General features: G+C 50.4%; 16 protein-coding genes. 15 read left to right on the plus strand and 1 reads right to left on the minus strand.

The window, feature by feature from the left end:
• Positions 1–1079: 1079 nt before the first annotated feature.
• From istA to IMCC3135_RS33255, 10 genes are all read left to right on the plus strand, one after another.
• Positions 1080–2639, plus strand: a complete 1560-nt coding sequence (gene istA, locus IMCC3135_RS33210) for an IS21 family transposase (RefSeq protein WP_088918997.1) — start codon at positions 1080–1082, stop codon at positions 2637–2639.
• Positions 2620–3411, plus strand: a complete 792-nt coding sequence (istB, locus tag IMCC3135_RS33215) for an IS21-like element helper ATPase IstB (protein WP_088917074.1) — start codon at positions 2620–2622, stop codon at positions 3409–3411. Before istA ends, istB begins: the two co-directional genes overlap by 20 nt.
• A complete protein-coding gene (locus tag IMCC3135_RS33220; RefSeq protein ID WP_088917073.1) occupies positions 3408–3917 on the plus strand; it encodes a hypothetical protein in 510 nt (169 codons plus the stop codon). The genes istB and IMCC3135_RS33220 overlap by 4 nt, the downstream gene beginning before the upstream one ends.
• 61 nt (positions 3918–3978) lie before the next feature.
• Positions 3979–4554 (plus strand): hypothetical protein, encoded by a 576-nt coding sequence (locus IMCC3135_RS33225; protein WP_088921501.1) that lies wholly within the window; start codon positions 3979–3981, stop codon positions 4552–4554.
• Positions 4555–4622: 68 nt separating this feature from the next.
• A complete protein-coding gene (locus IMCC3135_RS33230; protein WP_088921502.1) occupies positions 4623–5066 on the plus strand; it encodes a GFA family protein in 444 nt (147 codons plus the stop codon).
• A 242-nt stretch (positions 5067–5308) separates the two neighbouring features.
• Positions 5309–6502, plus strand: a complete 1194-nt coding sequence (gene hutI, locus IMCC3135_RS33235; RefSeq protein ID WP_088921503.1) for an imidazolonepropionase — start codon at positions 5309–5311, stop codon at positions 6500–6502.
• A gap of 222 nt (positions 6503–6724) precedes the next feature.
• Positions 6725–7201: a hypothetical protein gene (locus tag IMCC3135_RS33240; RefSeq protein WP_088921504.1), complete on the plus strand. Its 477-nt coding sequence runs from the start codon at positions 6725–6727 to the stop codon at positions 7199–7201.
• Between the two features lie 150 nt (positions 7202–7351).
• Positions 7352–7543 carry a hypothetical protein gene (locus IMCC3135_RS33245; protein WP_088921505.1) on the plus strand — a complete coding sequence of 64 codons (192 nt, stop codon included), beginning with the start codon at positions 7352–7354 and terminating at the stop codon, positions 7541–7543.
• A gap of 221 nt (positions 7544–7764) precedes the next feature.
• Positions 7765–8331 carry a GNAT family N-acetyltransferase gene (locus IMCC3135_RS33250; RefSeq protein WP_236994710.1) on the plus strand — a complete coding sequence of 189 codons (567 nt, stop codon included), beginning with the start codon at positions 7765–7767 and terminating at the stop codon, positions 8329–8331.
• A 4-nt stretch (positions 8332–8335) separates the two neighbouring features.
• Positions 8336–8950 (plus strand): hypothetical protein, encoded by a 615-nt coding sequence (locus tag IMCC3135_RS33255; protein WP_088921506.1) that lies wholly within the window; start codon positions 8336–8338, stop codon positions 8948–8950.
• Positions 8951–9051: 101 nt separating this feature from the next.
• Here IMCC3135_RS33255 and IMCC3135_RS33260 read toward each other — a convergent pair whose 3' ends face one another.
• Positions 9052–10179, minus strand: a complete 1128-nt coding sequence (locus tag IMCC3135_RS33260; protein WP_205737831.1) for a class II glutamine amidotransferase — start codon at positions 10177–10179, stop codon at positions 9052–9054.
• Between the two features lie 118 nt (positions 10180–10297).
• Between IMCC3135_RS33260 and IMCC3135_RS33265 the strand changes: the two genes are divergently transcribed.
• From IMCC3135_RS33265 to IMCC3135_RS33285, 5 genes are all read left to right on the plus strand, one after another.
• The gene (locus IMCC3135_RS33265; RefSeq protein WP_157736511.1) at positions 10298–10513 is read left to right on the plus strand and encodes a hypothetical protein; all 216 of its coding nucleotides are present in this window, start codon (positions 10298–10300) and stop codon (positions 10511–10513) included.
• Between the two features lie 26 nt (positions 10514–10539).
• Positions 10540–10692: a tetratricopeptide repeat protein gene (locus tag IMCC3135_RS35695; protein WP_418251453.1), complete on the plus strand. Its 153-nt coding sequence runs from the start codon at positions 10540–10542 to the stop codon at positions 10690–10692.
• A 174-nt stretch (positions 10693–10866) separates the two neighbouring features.
• The gene (locus tag IMCC3135_RS33275; RefSeq protein ID WP_088921508.1) at positions 10867–12771 is read left to right on the plus strand and encodes a hypothetical protein; all 1905 of its coding nucleotides are present in this window, start codon (positions 10867–10869) and stop codon (positions 12769–12771) included.
• A 1011-nt stretch (positions 12772–13782) separates the two neighbouring features.
• Positions 13783–14145 carry a hypothetical protein gene (locus IMCC3135_RS33280; RefSeq protein ID WP_088921509.1) on the plus strand — a complete coding sequence of 121 codons (363 nt, stop codon included), beginning with the start codon at positions 13783–13785 and terminating at the stop codon, positions 14143–14145.
• Positions 14146–14152: 7 nt separating this feature from the next.
• A complete protein-coding gene (locus IMCC3135_RS33285; RefSeq protein ID WP_169727563.1) occupies positions 14153–14977 on the plus strand; it encodes a hypothetical protein in 825 nt (274 codons plus the stop codon).
• The last annotated feature ends 340 nt before the right edge of the window (positions 14978–15317 follow it).

Genomic DNA, 15317 nt, shown 5'->3' on the forward strand with positions numbered 1-15317 from the left:
GAATTCGTAGAGGATGTTCTTCCACCCATTACGCAAGAAAATGAGTCCACGATCGCGATGGCATCAGAACCCGACGTAGGCATGATAAGCCAATCCCGTGAGCATCAGTCCAGGATGTCATTTGTACTGTTTCTTTCACATCAACAGATTAAATGTGTTTTAGACAAAGCACCGAAATAATGGAGCGATCAGCACTTTACCCGGAGTCGGGGAAATACACCTTCAATTTGGCTGAATGCTCATAAAATATCCTGACAACCATGAACATGCCAACCCCACCCCGTACACTTGTATACGACGCTCAATACCCGCGCATAGTTGCCGGGGAGCTAGTGCATTATAAAACAACCCTGCTCATCACTTCTGTTCAGGGTTCCAGGTTAGTTTGTTACCGATCCTCTGATTCGCGTGACACAGACTCAATCAACTGATAGGAAGGAATGGCCGTGTAGAAAGACGCGACGCCAGTCCTGATTTGACGGTCCGATCTGACGCCGCATCCCCAACCGTGTTTTCACACAGCCAAGTGAAGTATCGCACTTCATTAGGTTTCAATCCAGAGCTACCCGGCAGGGATTGCCGATGGACGACCTGGACACTGCACGGCGCTACCACTGCGCTCGTTGCCACCAACCGGTCATTATCTGCCGCCACTGTGATCGAGGCAATATCTACTGCTTCGATGGATGCGCCCAGGCTGCAAATAAAGAACGCTGCAAACGAAACGCAAAACGCTACCGACGCAGTCCTAAAGGCAGGCGTAGCACTGCCGCCCGTCAACGTCGTAACCGGTTGCGTAAAGCAATGCTTGAATCGGATCTCGAGTCGAGCAAACAACCCCCGCTCACGCTAAAGCCACCTGACTCAGAACCGAGTGCAACACCCTGCGATTCACCCATAGTAACGCACCGGGGTTCCGTCGAGGAGTCCGGCAGTGCTCCACTGATATCCAGGCCAACACAGTCTCGTTTTGTTTACTGCAACGGGTGTCAACGTGCCTGCAATGAGGCTATGAGAATCGATTTCCTGCGAACAACACGACATCACTCTCGACATCGGAATTACAAAGGGACACCACCATGACGATTCATGCTGAGTTGCATAGCCAGATTCTACGGCTTCACTTTGTCGAGCACTGGGGTGTCAATACCATCGCCCGCCAGCTGCATATTCATCACAGCGTGGTTGAACGTGTACTGAGCCAGGTTGGTGTGCCACAATCTGAGCGAACCGAGTCACGATCGATACGCGATCCCTACAACGACTTCATCGTAGCCACGCTGGACAAGTTCCCCGATCTGACCGCTACTCGCCTATATGTGATGGCATGTAATCGCGGGTATAACGGGTGTTCCAGTCACTTTCGTGCTCGCGTGGCGGAGCTGCGTCCCCGGAAAAATCCGGAGGCCTTCCAGCGTCTCAAGACTTTTCCAGGAGAACAAATGCAATGTGACTGGGGCTCATTCGGTCATCTGCAAATCGGCCGGGCCAAGCGTCCGTTGATGGCCTTTGTGATGGTGCTTTCCTGGAGCCGCATGATCTTCGTACGCTTCTATCTTAACGCACGCATGGAGAGTTTTCTGCGGGGACATGTTGCTGCCTTCGAGCATCTCGGCGTTGCTCGAGTTGTATTGTACGACAACCTGAAATCGGCTGTCATTCAACGCCACGGTGATGCGATCACATTCAATCCCGAACTGCTAAAACTCTCGGCACACTATCGTTTCGAACCGCGCCCCTGCGCACCGTACAGGGGGAATGAGAAGGGCCGAGTTGAAAGAGGAGTTCGTTTTATACGCGAGAATTTCTTTGCGGCCCGTGACTTCCGTGATCTGGATGATCTGAATAGACAGGCCGACCAATGGTGCACTGAGCACAGTACCCAACGCCCTTGCCAGGCGGATACATCAATCACGGTCGGTGAAGCGTTTGAAAAGGAGAAGGAGCACCTGATTGCATTACCGGACAATCCGTATCCAGCCGATGATCGGGTCAGTGTGTCCATCGGAAAAACACCGTACGCACGCTACGATCTCAACGATTATAGCTTGCCACACACTCATGTGCGTCGCGTGCTGACAGTACTTGCCTCGATGGGCACGGTGCGAATCACTGATGGTGCCAAGGTGATTGCCAGCCATGTTCGCAGTTATGGTAAAGGCGAACAGATTGAAGATCCTGCGCATCTGCAGGCACTCGTTAACTACAAGCGTCGGGGGCGTGCACACCGCGGCCAGGATCGGCTTTCGCAGTCTGCACCGAGCAGTACTGCACTACTGACACAAGGCGCCAAGCGTGGCTACCGGCCTAGCCAGGTGGTTGCCCAGCTACTGAACCTGCTGGACAGCTACGGGGCACAGGAGCTTGAACACGCCATTGCAGAGGCATTGAGACAACAGGTTCCACATCCCAATGCTGTGCGCATTGTGCTTGAACGACGGCGTGATGAGCACAACCGTCCACCACCACTGATCGTACCCTTGCCAGCTAACGCACGCGCTAATCACATTGTCGTGCGCCCGGGCTCATTGGATTGCTATGACCAGTTGAGCGACAACGACAACGACAACGACAACGACAACGACAACGACAACGACAATAGCGTGCCGGGAGAGACAGATGACGACTCCATTAAATAGTGAATTACAACAACGCGCCCTGGCCTTGAAACTTCATGGCCTTCTAGCACATTGGGATGAACTCTCAAAGGATCAGATTGCCTGGATCCCCTCTTTGCTGCAGTGGGAAGAGGTAGAACGAACACAGCGCGGCCTTGAACGACGTCTAAGCAGCGCTCACATTGGGCGCTTCAAGCCACTGGCAGACTTCGACTGGCAATGGCCTGAACAATGCGACAAAGGCGCCATCTCGGAGCTGATGAATCTGGAGTTTATTCACGAGACAAGCAATATCATACTGATCGGTTCAAATGGCTTGGGCAAATCCACTGTGGCTCAAAACATCACGCATGAAGCGGTGATGCAAGGTCATACCGCGTTGTATGTCAATGCTGCCGAAATGCTTGGAGATCTGGCATCACAGGATGGTGATAACGCGTTGCGACGCCGGCTCAGATATTACGCTCACCCCTCATTGCTGGTCATTGATGAGTTGGGCTATCTGTCCTATGGCGATCGACATGCGGATCTTCTATTTGAGATCGTCAACCGTCGCTACGAGAAGAAGCCGATCATTGTTACTACCAACAAACCGTTTAGCGAATGGGCATCCATGTTCCCCAACAACGGCAGTGTGGTCTCCATTGTTGATCGACTGGTGCATCATTCAGAAATACTGGTGATCAAGGGTGAATCGTATCGAGTCCATGAGGCCAAAAAAAGAGCAGCTTCAAAGAAAGGGACCCGAGCCAAAGTGACAAGAACGCCCAAACCAAAAGGCAAAGACTCATGAACTCACGTTGTGTTGATGTGGCCTTCTACTGGACGCCAGAGGAAGCTGCCGCCATTGTTGATTATCTTGACCGTTTGCGCGATACGGTTTGGGAGCTCTACAGCGAGGACATCATAGAGTGCCGCACGCCGGAGCTTGATGAGCAATGTGATCCACGCCAGCGGCATCTTTGTTTTGACGATGAAATAGACCGAATGGCAGGGGATGATAAACAGGAATCGACCTCATGTAACCAGTCCGGTAGAACCTCACAAGAGCCGGGTGTGATGAACGACAAAACCAAACTATGGGACGCACTGCCATCAATCGACGCTCTGTCCTCACTGAGTGACGAGGATATCGGTGAAATGCATAATTTGCTCCGTGCGCTATTGCACGCCTGCGAAGAACTCTACAAGGATCCGATAAGGCGCATGGGCGAACAAAGACATCAAGAACTTCACCCCCCGTGGAAGCGTGGCCTGTCCCGATCGTCAATGCCCAACTGGGACGACGAGGACTTCTAACAAAGACATGCTTTTCTAGCATCTGGATCCTGCGGGGTCCAGTGTCAGGCAGTCTCATTTATTGAAAAACTCTCCGGCAAATAGCCGCGCTTTTGATCCAGCAAAGACAACACTAAACGACTGGGCTCAATTATTCGTTCACGGCCTGGCTGTCGTCGGCGTGATATTCGTATATATCCAATACGAACAGAATTCAACTGATACTCGTGTCGAACGAACGTTGCTCTACGTGAGCGAATTCAGAGACCAAGACACCGGTGTTGGCTTGGCGCAGAGAGATATTAACGATATATTGTGGAAAAACGAGAACAACATCAGTCAAGTAGCCGCAATTCCAGAAGACGATACGCGCAAAGCTGAAATACACCAGAAAATGGTATTTCAATGGATTGACAGCTCCGCAGACAGCAAATCCCCTTTAGCGAATAGTTTGAACGAAATGGTCAGTTTTATGGAGAGCCTGTGGGTCTGTGTAGAGGAATCACTTTGTGACGAGAGCGCTGCTGCAAGATTTTTCTCACAATATGCTGCACGCTTCGAGAGAAACTTTGCCCCGTACATACAGAACAGAATGCTCTATGCCCCTCCATACGCACATGGATTGAAAGGCATAGCAGCACTTGATTCTGATCAGTGAATAACATTCAACCCGCACAATAACGATAAACCCATCAGTCGCAGCCAGTAGGCAACTTGAGAGATCACATGAAACCTTCTGAACTAGAGATGCAGGCTGGCGGATGTGTTTGCAAAAAAGTTCGCTACAGCCTCATCGGTTCTCCCCTACGAGTAACCATCTGCCATTGCACCTGGTGTCAGCGACGCACAGGCTCTGCGTTCGGTGTTGAACTGGTTTTTCATGAAGATCAGGTTCTATTTCACCCCGATACCTTATCGGTCTATCGGCACATATCAGATGAGTCTGGTCGATGGCTCGACCAACATTTCTGCAATAACTGCGGATCCAGTATCGGCCTTACCCTGGAATCCGTTCCATCCATACAGTCCATTTCTGTAGGCACGCTTGATAAACAGAACTGGTCTGAGCTCACCAATTTAGAACGACGACATGTATTTGTTCGCTCAGCTCGTCAGTGGTCGGATATCCCCGGAGATGTGGAGCAATATGAAGAACATTTTAGAAATTGACCCGGCACAATAGTGATGCAACTTTTGATTCTCACTGCGCAAACATCGTTTGCACCAGAGACGACTGCATTGATGACTTCAATTAACTGAGACCTTATTGTCTCAATCCCGCTGCCATACATCTCGCCTAACAGCCCTGCCACCGATCTACCCGCCTCTACAAAGGCACAATTTCTCGTCTTGACAGTCACATTATGTATGGACATAATGATTTCCTCCATCATCCATGCAGGCAGATTTCGATGCGCCTAGTTAATACGACTCTCGCCACTATGGACGGAGACCAGCCCTACGGGCTCATCGAGAACGGCACCGTGGTGATTGATAAGGCAACAATCGCCTGGGTGGGTCCCGAAGCGGATCTGCCAGCCGAGTTTGCAGACCACGAACAGCAGGATTGTGGTGGACGGTTGTTGACTCCAGCCTTCATTGATTGCCACACACATATCGTTCACGGCGGCCACCGTGCTATCGAGTTCGAGATGCGTCTGGAAGGTGCCAGCTACGAAGAGGTAGCACGCGCCGGTGGTGGCATAGTCTCCACCGTGAAGGCCACACGCGCTGCCAGCGTTGACGACCTGCTCGCATCCGCCCTACCGCGAGTTGATGCACTGCTGGCAGAAGGCGTCTCTCTGATAGAGGTTAAGTCCGGCTATGGTCTGGATCGAGAAACAGAGCTGGCCATGCTGCGTGCCGCACGCGCTATCGAAACGGTCAGACCCGTTCGCATCCGCACCACTTTTCTGGGCGCTCACGCAGCACCTCAGGAATACAAAGGGCGAGATGATGCCTACCTGGAAGAGGTCTGCCTGCCAACTCTGGAAGCTGCCCACGCTGCCGGTCTGGTCGATGCGGTGGATGGCTTCTGTGAAGGTATCGCCTTTACCCCCGAACAGATCTCTCGAGTATTCGACAAGGCGCAGGAACTGGGCTTACCTGTCAAATTACATGCCGAACAGTTATCGAATATCGGTGGTACAAAGCTGGCTGCTCGTTATGGTGCTCTCTCTGCTGACCATGTCGAGTACGCCAACGAAGAGGATGTCCAAGCCCTGGCCGATGCAGGAACCGTAGCCGTCTTGCTGCCTGGTGCCTTCTACACATTGCGTGAAACTCAACTACCTCCCATTTCAGCTTTCCGCAAACACCACGTACCCATGGCGCTTGCCACCGATAGCAATCCCGGAACCTCACCCATGACCTCTTTGCTGCTGGTCATGAATATGGCCTGCACCCTGTTTCGCATGACACCCGCCGAGACACTTGCCGGTGTGACCTGCAACGCGGCCATGGCTCTGAGTATGCAGGATACGGGCATGATTCGATCCGGCTTGCGTGCAGACCTGGCCCTGTGGAATGTGGAGCACCCTGCCGAGCTTGCCTATCGGGTCGGCACGAATCTGCTGCATCAACGCATATTCAATGGCAACACCTGAAGTCTGTTTCAGGCCGCATTCGCCACCTGCCCTCAAAGTTGAGAGCTGCAGATACGCCGCTTGAAAATAGGCAGAATGTACGGCATGCCAATGAAATGATCAGGACTACCAAGCTCACATCTCATTAGTCGATAGTTGTTACATCACGCTCAACCAGTCCGCTGACTCAGCCACACTGGTAACCAGAAACAATGAGCAAACAAACAACTCCGTGGAGATGACATGACTATTTCAGATATTGAAAATGACACGTCCAATACAATCGCTTCAGAGAATAATGAATTGCGCCATGGCGATCACGCCAGCGACATCCGCGGCAGTGAGGATCAGGCCGACAATGGCCAGACAGCACCCAGGCATGGCCCCGATACCATCGCTGCTGCCAATAAAGAAATGAGGCAGGACATTCGTTCCGATGAGATTCGGGATGACGAGGAATATCTGGGTGAGCCTCTGGCAGACAAAAGCGATGTGACAGCACCGATGCACGATGCTGACAATCCGATCAATGATGCCAGCAAGGTGCCAGGCGTAGACCCCGACAAGATCGAAGCCATGCGTGATGAAAGCCGGCATGCCATTGATCTCAGTCAAGGCCGTTTGCGGGATGTGAATCTGACACAGGGGCGATCAATCATAGAAGCTCAGTTCGATGATCGAGGACCGGCAACCCATCTTGAGCCTGACGCTGAACAATAGAGTTCTCTGTAGTGTGTGCCGGGGTATAGCCAGTGCATAACTTCTATTGGCCTCATCCCGCATCGAGCCTCACGGACCTGTCTAACCTGTCTTTACAGCTGGTTTAAGTCCACAATGGTTCTTCATGTATAACTTTGAAGAGTCAACACGATGCCATTAGCTTTGCTCATTCTAGTGACCGCCATATTGACAGGCTGTGGCACCTACAAAGGCAATGAAACATGGAGACGCAGCACCTGCACTCAAATTGTTGATGTCGACGAGCGGGCCCGATGCGAACAGGAAGCCACCCGCCCAGAGAGCGAGTACAAGCAGGATGTGAAGGAAGCTCTGGATAATTGAGACATCATCCGGGACATCATGGCATGAGCGAATGTCCTTGAAGCGGGCTACGGACGTTGGTGATTCGGGCAGACATCCATTGTCTACTAGATACAACTGGAGAGAATTTTGAGCAAACAAGAAGTCCTGATCACCACCAGCATCCCTGCGCGTAATCGCATGTATCACGCCAATGAGATAGTGTATAACGTGTCTTTCTACGTATCGACTATCTGAACGCATTGGATAAAAACTCACACATCAAATTCCCGGTTGTAGACGCACCACGACTGCGGCTTGATGAGATCACAGACAAAGATGTCAAAGCCATACACAAACTATTTACCTTGCCAGAAGTTCTCGAGTATCACGATCTGGAATGCCTCACAGATAGGGAACAAGCAGCCGATATAGTGCATGAATTTCGAGCACGCTTCGATGAACGCACCGGTATCCGCTGGGCAATACGACTGAAAAAAGACTCACGCCTCATCGGCACCGTCGGGTTCAAATCCTGGGATCGGGAAATGAGAAGCACTGAGCTGGGCTATGATTTGCTGCCCGAGTATTGGGGCAACGGCTATGCAACCGAGGCAATCAATGCGATCCTGAAAAGCACCATTTTCAATGAATTGCCCTGGGGAGCGTTGCACCGCATTCAGGCAGAAACAATCCCTGGCAACTCCAGATCCGAGTCTGTCCTGCGCAAACTGGGGTTCAAGGAAGAAGGGCTACGTCGGGATGCAGGATATTGGAAAGGCCGATACCACGACCTCAGATGTTTCGGACTATTAATCAAAAACGCTTAGCCCCATGAACACCATCGGAATACTCGCATACGGTTCTTTGATTGAAGACCCGGGCATAGAGTTGCAACCGCTGATATCCGGTCGTGTCAACGATGTAGAAACCCCCTTTAATATCGAGTTCGCCCGCTCAAGCCGAACACGGGATGGTGCACCTACGGTTGTTCCGGTCAATAGCATTGGGGCATCGGTCGAGGGTGTCATCCTGGTTCTGAATACTACTGTCGGGATCGATTTGGCTAAAGACCTGCTGTGGAGAAGAGAGACCCGGAACGAAGGCTCAGACAGGCACTACGCCAACCCGACCGGAGCTCCTGCCAATCAGGTGATGGTGGTTGAAGTTGAAGGCCTGGGCGGTATTGATGTTGTTCTGTACACCAGCATCAAAGCCAATATCTCCCACCCTACAGTAAATGAGCTAGCCCACCTGGCTATCAACAGCGCCAAGGGCAAAGCCGGCTCTCAACACAAGGATGGTATAAGCTATTTGATCTCGCTAAAAAGGCAGAACATCGAAACGCCTTTGATGGCTGGGTATGAGGCTGAGATTCTGAACTTGACCGGTGCATCGTCATTGGAGGATGCATTAGCGCAAGTCGGACCTCGCGCCATCCGCCTATAGCTGGATGCCAATCCGTTTGTAGCGAGCTGCTCACAGATGGCTACATCTGCATTCAATTATGCAGTGCTCTCACCGAGAATTTTCCTAAACACTCAGGCCATCTACAGGTTTAATTTGCTCACCTTTCGGCTTATGCTTTCGCCCTTTTTCTCAAGCATGACAATCTCGCCAAACTCAAGTCTTGACCAGTCGTCAGTATTCTCGGTCAATGGCTCAGAGGCAAAGATGGCCGATGTCGCCTGATCGTCAGAGCAGACATCAATGCCGTAGGATTTTTCGTAATCCTGAAAATTTCGACCTGTCAGCAAATACATGGGTTCCAGAAGCATGGACAAAGCATAGTCATCGGTGCCGTGGCCGGATTTTCTCAACTCTTTCCAATCCCCAGCGACCTCTGTTTCTCCCTGGTGCCCCAAACCATAGTTGACGCCAATAATTCGATTGGGCGCAACCAGAGCAATCTTCAACTTCGTCAGCTCAGCCAGGTCCAGCTTTTTCATAGCCTCACTAATGAGCTTCAACATGTCCTCAAAGCCCTGCTGAACTTCCTCGTCACTGTCGCCCTTGAGCAACGAGAGTAGCAGCACATAAAGAAACTCTGTATCAGTAGTGCCGCGCATCTGCTCCAGATACTTATCCTTGCAGTGCGATAGCAATTCTTTTTGCAAGACTCTCCAGTTCGGCAAGGCACCGTTCTGGGCAATGATCCAAGGGGTCTCTTTATAGGAAAAGGGATGACAGTTTTCGTCAGCCAGAACCGTGTTCGAGTTGTAGGCTGCCGCTCTGACGTGGGCCAACATGGTGCTGGCCTGCAAACTGGGAATGAAACTTTTGGCATTGTCGTCATAGAAAGCGGCCATCGGCCTGCGATACAGCAATGCCTGTTCTGGCTTCAGAAGATGCTCACCCCATGCGCCAAATCCCCAGCCGGCCAGCTGCAATAACGGATGAAGCTCAGGATCCAGAGTCTGATTGATCAGACTATTCTCCGGCTCCAGCAGCAGACTTTCGATAGGTATCTCTGGCCCGATATAGGCAAGAACTCGACACATGATGTTCGCTGTCTCTTCACTTGGAAAGGGGCAGATACAGCCTGCCAGCTGTACCGATGGTTGACTGTTGGGAACACCTGCATACCTTTGCCAGCGTTCCGAGAAGGGACTGTATGCCAGAATGCTCTCCAGAAACTCTGGTTGTAGATTTGGTTGCTTGATTCCAAATGCAAGCAACTCGCATTCTGTGCCTGTGCTCGATTATCACGCTGAGCCGCCTTAAAACGAGTTGCGGCTCTGTAGCACGATGAGCAATCGAAGCCTTTCCTGGCTATTTGGAGCATAGATGCGACATTTGAACAATAGAAACAAAGTTTGGTTAACGATGGTGGCGGCCGGATTGACGACACTGATTCCCGTTGCTTGGGGAACAGCCGGCGCCGAAGAATCAAAGCCTCCCGTGTCACAACTGACGACAGACAGTGACAATGTCGCCGCTACCACCGACGCTGATAGCGCTGGAGTCAAGCAGCTCGAAGAAAAACAGCAAGACGAGGCCACCCGGCTTTAGCCACCAGTCTCAATAATCTGGCGCAGCTGTACAGAGCCCAAGAGCGTTACGTTGAAGCCGGCCCCCTGTATATCGAAGCAGTTGAAATATTAGAGAAGGTCGTCGGTGCAGACCACCCCAATACGATTGCAGTGAAGGGTACTTATGAACACTACAAAGCTGCATTAGATCGGCCCTAGGGCTATCGTGTAGCCATCATGAAATGACAGAATGATGTCTGCAACGTACAAAAAGGAATACAGTCACTCACCGCGTCCTGTGCATTATTACCGCTGAGCAATGTTTCTTCGAGGCCTATAATATGCGAGCCAGTACCGCATGTACTGGTCATTTTTCTTGCTCATGGACCCGGTATGAAACATTTGCTGAAATACAAACAATATTCACTACTTCTGACCTTGATGTTGCCCGGCCTCTACGCCGGCACACTGCACGCGGATAGCTTCGACTACAACGCCTCACCTGAATCCCCCAATCACGTATTGCTGGAACCCAATCTGAGCTTCGATGGAACAGAGCTGACCTACGGTCATATTTACAGCTCTATCTATGAGCTTGCAGACAGAGACGGTGACGCTCTGCCCGAAAGAGCATTCATGGTGAGTGAGCCCGGCATCAGTTGCCTGACCTTGGTCTATGTACCCTCGACTCAACTCTCACAGGGAGATATCGATTCCAGTGACCTGTCTGCTTATGCACGAGTCAGGAATATCGGCTATCCCTACCTGTCTTCCGATGATTCCATCTGCCAGAATTCAGGACCTGGTCTGCAATCCATAGAAGGTGATTTGCATCTGGAATCGATTAGCGATATCAGTGGTGATGGTGTACCTGATTTCCTGATTAACGACTTCGAATATGTAGGAGCGATATTGCTCAAAGGCGATCTGGTTCCCGGGGTTGTCTACGATGCTGCCGACGCCGATGCCCATGTTGCAACGACGATTACTACCGGGTATATCGGCACTGTTCTGGAGGACATTGATCAGGACGGACTGGGCGAGATTTCCATGGAATGGTACCCGGATAGCGAGGATTCAGAATCCGAAAGGAGTTGCGTTGTTTATGCCGGCGGCATAGGCAACTTTCCTGCAAATGTGGATCAGCAGGATTTCAGTGCTGAGCAGACTCTTTATCTGCAATCGGAAGAATACTGTGGCTATGTGCAGAACCTGGGCGATGTCAATGGAGACGGTGTACAGGATCTGAGCATGAATGAAGCTCGGGTGGACGACAACAACAGCGTCACCTGGGTAATTCACGGTGGCTCCTATTTACAAGCAGAAGGCTCCTTGATGCCTGACACCTTCCAGCAGGCGGCGAATGCCTATGCTCTGGAATTTGACACGGTAGAAGGTGAATCGGCATCTATCAACATTCAGAGTATTGGCGATTTCGATGCTGATGGTTATGATGATGTACGCACCAACACCCTTAGAAAATCGATGGAGCTGGCACTGACCGCACCGGGAACCGATTTCTACAACAACAGCTCATTGATTCTCTACGGTAGTGCCGAAGGCCTGCCCAGAGATGTCAGCCCAGGGGTACTGAGCACGGATCAGGTATCCCAGATAATGGGTTTCGAGCAACTGAATAAGTTTACTGACGTCAACAACGATGGCGCTGCCGATCTGACAACGGATTATCCTTTTTCAGTGTATCTGGGCACACCCGGTGATCGTTTTGCCTTCCTGCTACCAAACGGTACAACGTCGAATGAAAATGAGAGCTACCAGTTGCAGGGTTTTGAGTATGGCGAGAGTTTCGGTGAACTTGTCTGGAACCAGACCAAACTGTTCGCCCTGGTATGGCAAGACGGTGAACTGGTCACCCGGACTGAAACCAACAGCCTGATGATTCCTCGGGATATCGCGGGTGGTGGCACATTCAAGCTGACGCCAGATTTTCTAGGCAAAGAACTCGGCAGTTCCATCATGATCAGTGATATCCGTGAACCTCTGATGGGTAGCAATGAAGTCACGCTTCTATCTGGCGAAGCAGTTTGTAATGCCAACGACGGTGATACCAGCGTAGCAGTCGCACCCCAGGTTGCAGGACTGAACGTCAGCTGGCCAACGGCGTGTGCAAAAACCATCAACGTCCATCGCGGCGATGGTAGCTACCTGACCACCCTGCCGGGTGATGTCACGGACTGGACAGCCACCGAGTCTGGTGAGTTCTTTTTTGTCAGCACCAATGCGGGTAACTGGTCTAGCTGGCAGCGTTCGGGTGTTGTTAGTTTGAATGTGAACTGAGGGCTGCGGGAACTTTCGCTAGCTTTTGTAGCTATGGCGTCACTCAGGGAGTTTTGAGTGACGCTATGGACTTTCCCGGAAGGACCACTCTTTGAGCTCGCCCCCAAACCGTTAACGACTTCCTCTACGTACTTTCTAGAACCTGTAGCAAATTTACCTGTAAAACAAAATATTCGGTCTGCAAATTCAATATCCGGATAGGGTTCGCACAAAGGTAAACCACTAGAGTTTGATCGCATCTGACCATCACTTTGAGGGTCGCCAGTTGCCTTTATCAAGGTATCAATTAAATCTCTCTCCTCATCGCTATCCAGAACTCCATCGGCGAGTACAGACTCAATCCTTGAGAAGATGATATTTGCAGGCCAGTGATTTGCAATATCCTTGTTCGCACGAAGCCAATCTTGCATATATTGCGCTTCGCTTAACGTAACAGCCCCATCGGCAAGTACTCCTCGACACAGGCCAATTAGCTCGTCTATTTTTCTGTCATTTATTCGTGCAGCACCAAAACGGCGGGCAACTGGCTGACCGTCGTCATCTAACATAGTCATATCATCGATATCCTTTTTGCATACCACGAGAACCTGGAGGAGTGTGTATCGCGGCGGAGTTACGACAGACGTTCAAAGAGATTCGGAGAATTAACCAAAAAACGATACTTCAGAGGTGGAAGTCATACATTGGGCAGTTCGCCTCAGTAGATAATGCGTCTTCGCATGCCTCCAGCTCATATTTAACGTGCATTGCTCAATGCATACTTCCAAACTATTCAGTAGTGTAATCGTCGAATTGCAATAATCAATGCTGTGATCACAAGAGCTCATACGCACTTTTTCCACCGCTTCGACCAATATGTAGATCACGTGATTTTTCTTGGCGAGCCACTGTGTGCCCACCTTCAGCTCCTGTTATATTCTGTAGGTACTGCGCGGATCAATTGATACCAGCACATCAGTAGCTTGTCAGTCTGCGGAAACTCCCAAAGCAAGAAAACAACGAGAACCGACCATGTTCGAAATCACGGATGTCTTGATAGCTGGCGTTATCGCACTTTTGTGTGGTGTGGTGACGTATTCCTCTATCAAGAATAATCGCAACAACACAAGTACCGAACTGACGGACAAAAAAAAGCGAAGGCAAAAAAAACTCCTTCAAAAAGAGCTCTGGGAACATGCAGCCTACTCATCGGCATACGGAATTGCCATGTTCATATTCTTTGTGTTTAATGCAGCTAAAAATTTGTCTCACTATCCATTCTGGCTCCGATTAGTTGTTTCGCTTGCATGCTTCCTTGCTGTGTTATTTGTCCTGCGTCTGACGACGCATGCTGTGTTTCGGTATTTTGTAAATAGAGCGAACACAGCTTCGTGATTAGCGAATGGGTAAATACTTGCTAGTAGAAACCATTTTGGACTCAATGTCTAATGTCAAGAAGCCTCAACGAAAATTCATAAGTGCTTTGTTCGCTGTGTTGGTCGTATTTCAAGGTAAAGCCAACTTCAGAAACATGAGCCGCTATAGCAGCATCAGTGAGAAATGCTTCAGTCGCTGGTATCGGCACCCCTTCGATTTTTCACAATTCAACACCGCCTTGCTCCTTCATGAAAGCCCTGATCCAGAACAATTCATTGCAGCCATTGATGCCAGCTTTTTAAGCAAGTCTGGGAAAAAGACGCAAGGATTGGCTTGGTACTACAACGGCGCTGCGGGGGAGGCACAGCAAACCTTGGATGAGGCGGAGAAAACACGCGTTGATTTATATGCTGAACATTTAGTATCCAAGGCCACTGCGCTCAAAGAACTGGGAGTCAAGCACATCGCGGCGGATGCGTACTATAGCAAAACCAAGTTTGTCTCGGCTGTCACCAAAGCAGGCTTTGAGCTTGTGGGCAAGCTACGGGTTGATGCCAATATGAAATGGCTGTACGAAGGCGACTATGCTGGAACGGGGCGCCCCAGAAGGCTTGACGGGAAAGTGGATACTAATACGGACATGGCTCGTTTTGAAGAGGTGGAATCATGGGTGGAGGGGGGCGATGCGTATACAGCGGTGCTGTATTCAACGCACTTGAAACGCAATATACGTGTCGTGTTGTTGAAGCAGGCATTGGCTCAAAAGACGCCACGAGGCTTATTCGTTATTACAAAGCGCGTTTTCAAATCGAATTTTTGTTCCGCGATGCGAAGCAATATACGGGGCTGACACACTGCTAGTCACTACGCAAGGAGGCAATCCATACACAAACTAACGCCTCGTTGAGTGCGCTCAATTTATTGAAACTCGAAGACCGAAAAGAGAAGCAAACTGAGTCTGAAACGGTGATTTCCATTGCCTCCTGGTAGAGAAAGAAATTCAATCAGCATGTGATGAACAGACTTTTTGACAAGTTAGACTTGGACCTGACATGTGAAAAAGTCTCACGGGTATATGAAAGCATGAAGAACTACGGGGTTATTGCCGCCTAGAAACTGTCCACAGTGTTGTCTATTCAGAACCTGACAAAAATGTTTGTATCTGACGGAAGTGATGGATTTGCATTCCA

Origin of the sequence: Granulosicoccus antarcticus IMCC3135 (genome assembly GCF_002215215.1) — a bacterium.
Lineage (GTDB): Bacteria > Pseudomonadota > Gammaproteobacteria > Granulosicoccales > Granulosicoccaceae > Granulosicoccus > Granulosicoccus antarcticus.

What these genes read in the sequence shown, in the direction of transcription:
- IMCC3135_RS33255 (WP_088921506.1), top strand. Translation starts at nt 8,336, where the DNA reads ATGAACACCATCGGAATACTCGCATACGGTTCTTTGATTGAAGACCCG.
- IMCC3135_RS33285 (WP_169727563.1), top strand. Translation starts at nt 14,153, where the DNA reads ATGGGTAAATACTTGCTAGTAGAAACCATTTTGGACTCAATGTCTAAT.
- IMCC3135_RS33230 (WP_088921502.1), top strand. Translation starts at nt 4,623, where the DNA reads ATGAAACCTTCTGAACTAGAGATGCAGGCTGGCGGATGTGTTTGCAAA.
- IMCC3135_RS33280 (WP_088921509.1), top strand. Translation starts at nt 13,783, where the DNA reads ATGTTCGAAATCACGGATGTCTTGATAGCTGGCGTTATCGCACTTTTG.
- IMCC3135_RS33245 (WP_088921505.1), top strand. Translation starts at nt 7,352, where the DNA reads ATGCCATTAGCTTTGCTCATTCTAGTGACCGCCATATTGACAGGCTGT.
- istB (WP_088917074.1), top strand. Translation starts at nt 2,620, where the DNA reads ATGACGACTCCATTAAATAGTGAATTACAACAACGCGCCCTGGCCTTG.
- istA (WP_088918997.1), top strand. Translation starts at nt 1,080, where the DNA reads ATGACGATTCATGCTGAGTTGCATAGCCAGATTCTACGGCTTCACTTT.
- hutI (WP_088921503.1), top strand. Translation starts at nt 5,309, where the DNA reads ATGCGCCTAGTTAATACGACTCTCGCCACTATGGACGGAGACCAGCCC.
- IMCC3135_RS33220 (WP_088917073.1), top strand. Translation starts at nt 3,408, where the DNA reads ATGAACTCACGTTGTGTTGATGTGGCCTTCTACTGGACGCCAGAGGAA.
- IMCC3135_RS33240 (WP_088921504.1), top strand. Translation starts at nt 6,725, where the DNA reads ATGACTATTTCAGATATTGAAAATGACACGTCCAATACAATCGCTTCA.
- IMCC3135_RS33275 (WP_088921508.1), top strand. Translation starts at nt 10,867, where the DNA reads ATGAAACATTTGCTGAAATACAAACAATATTCACTACTTCTGACCTTG.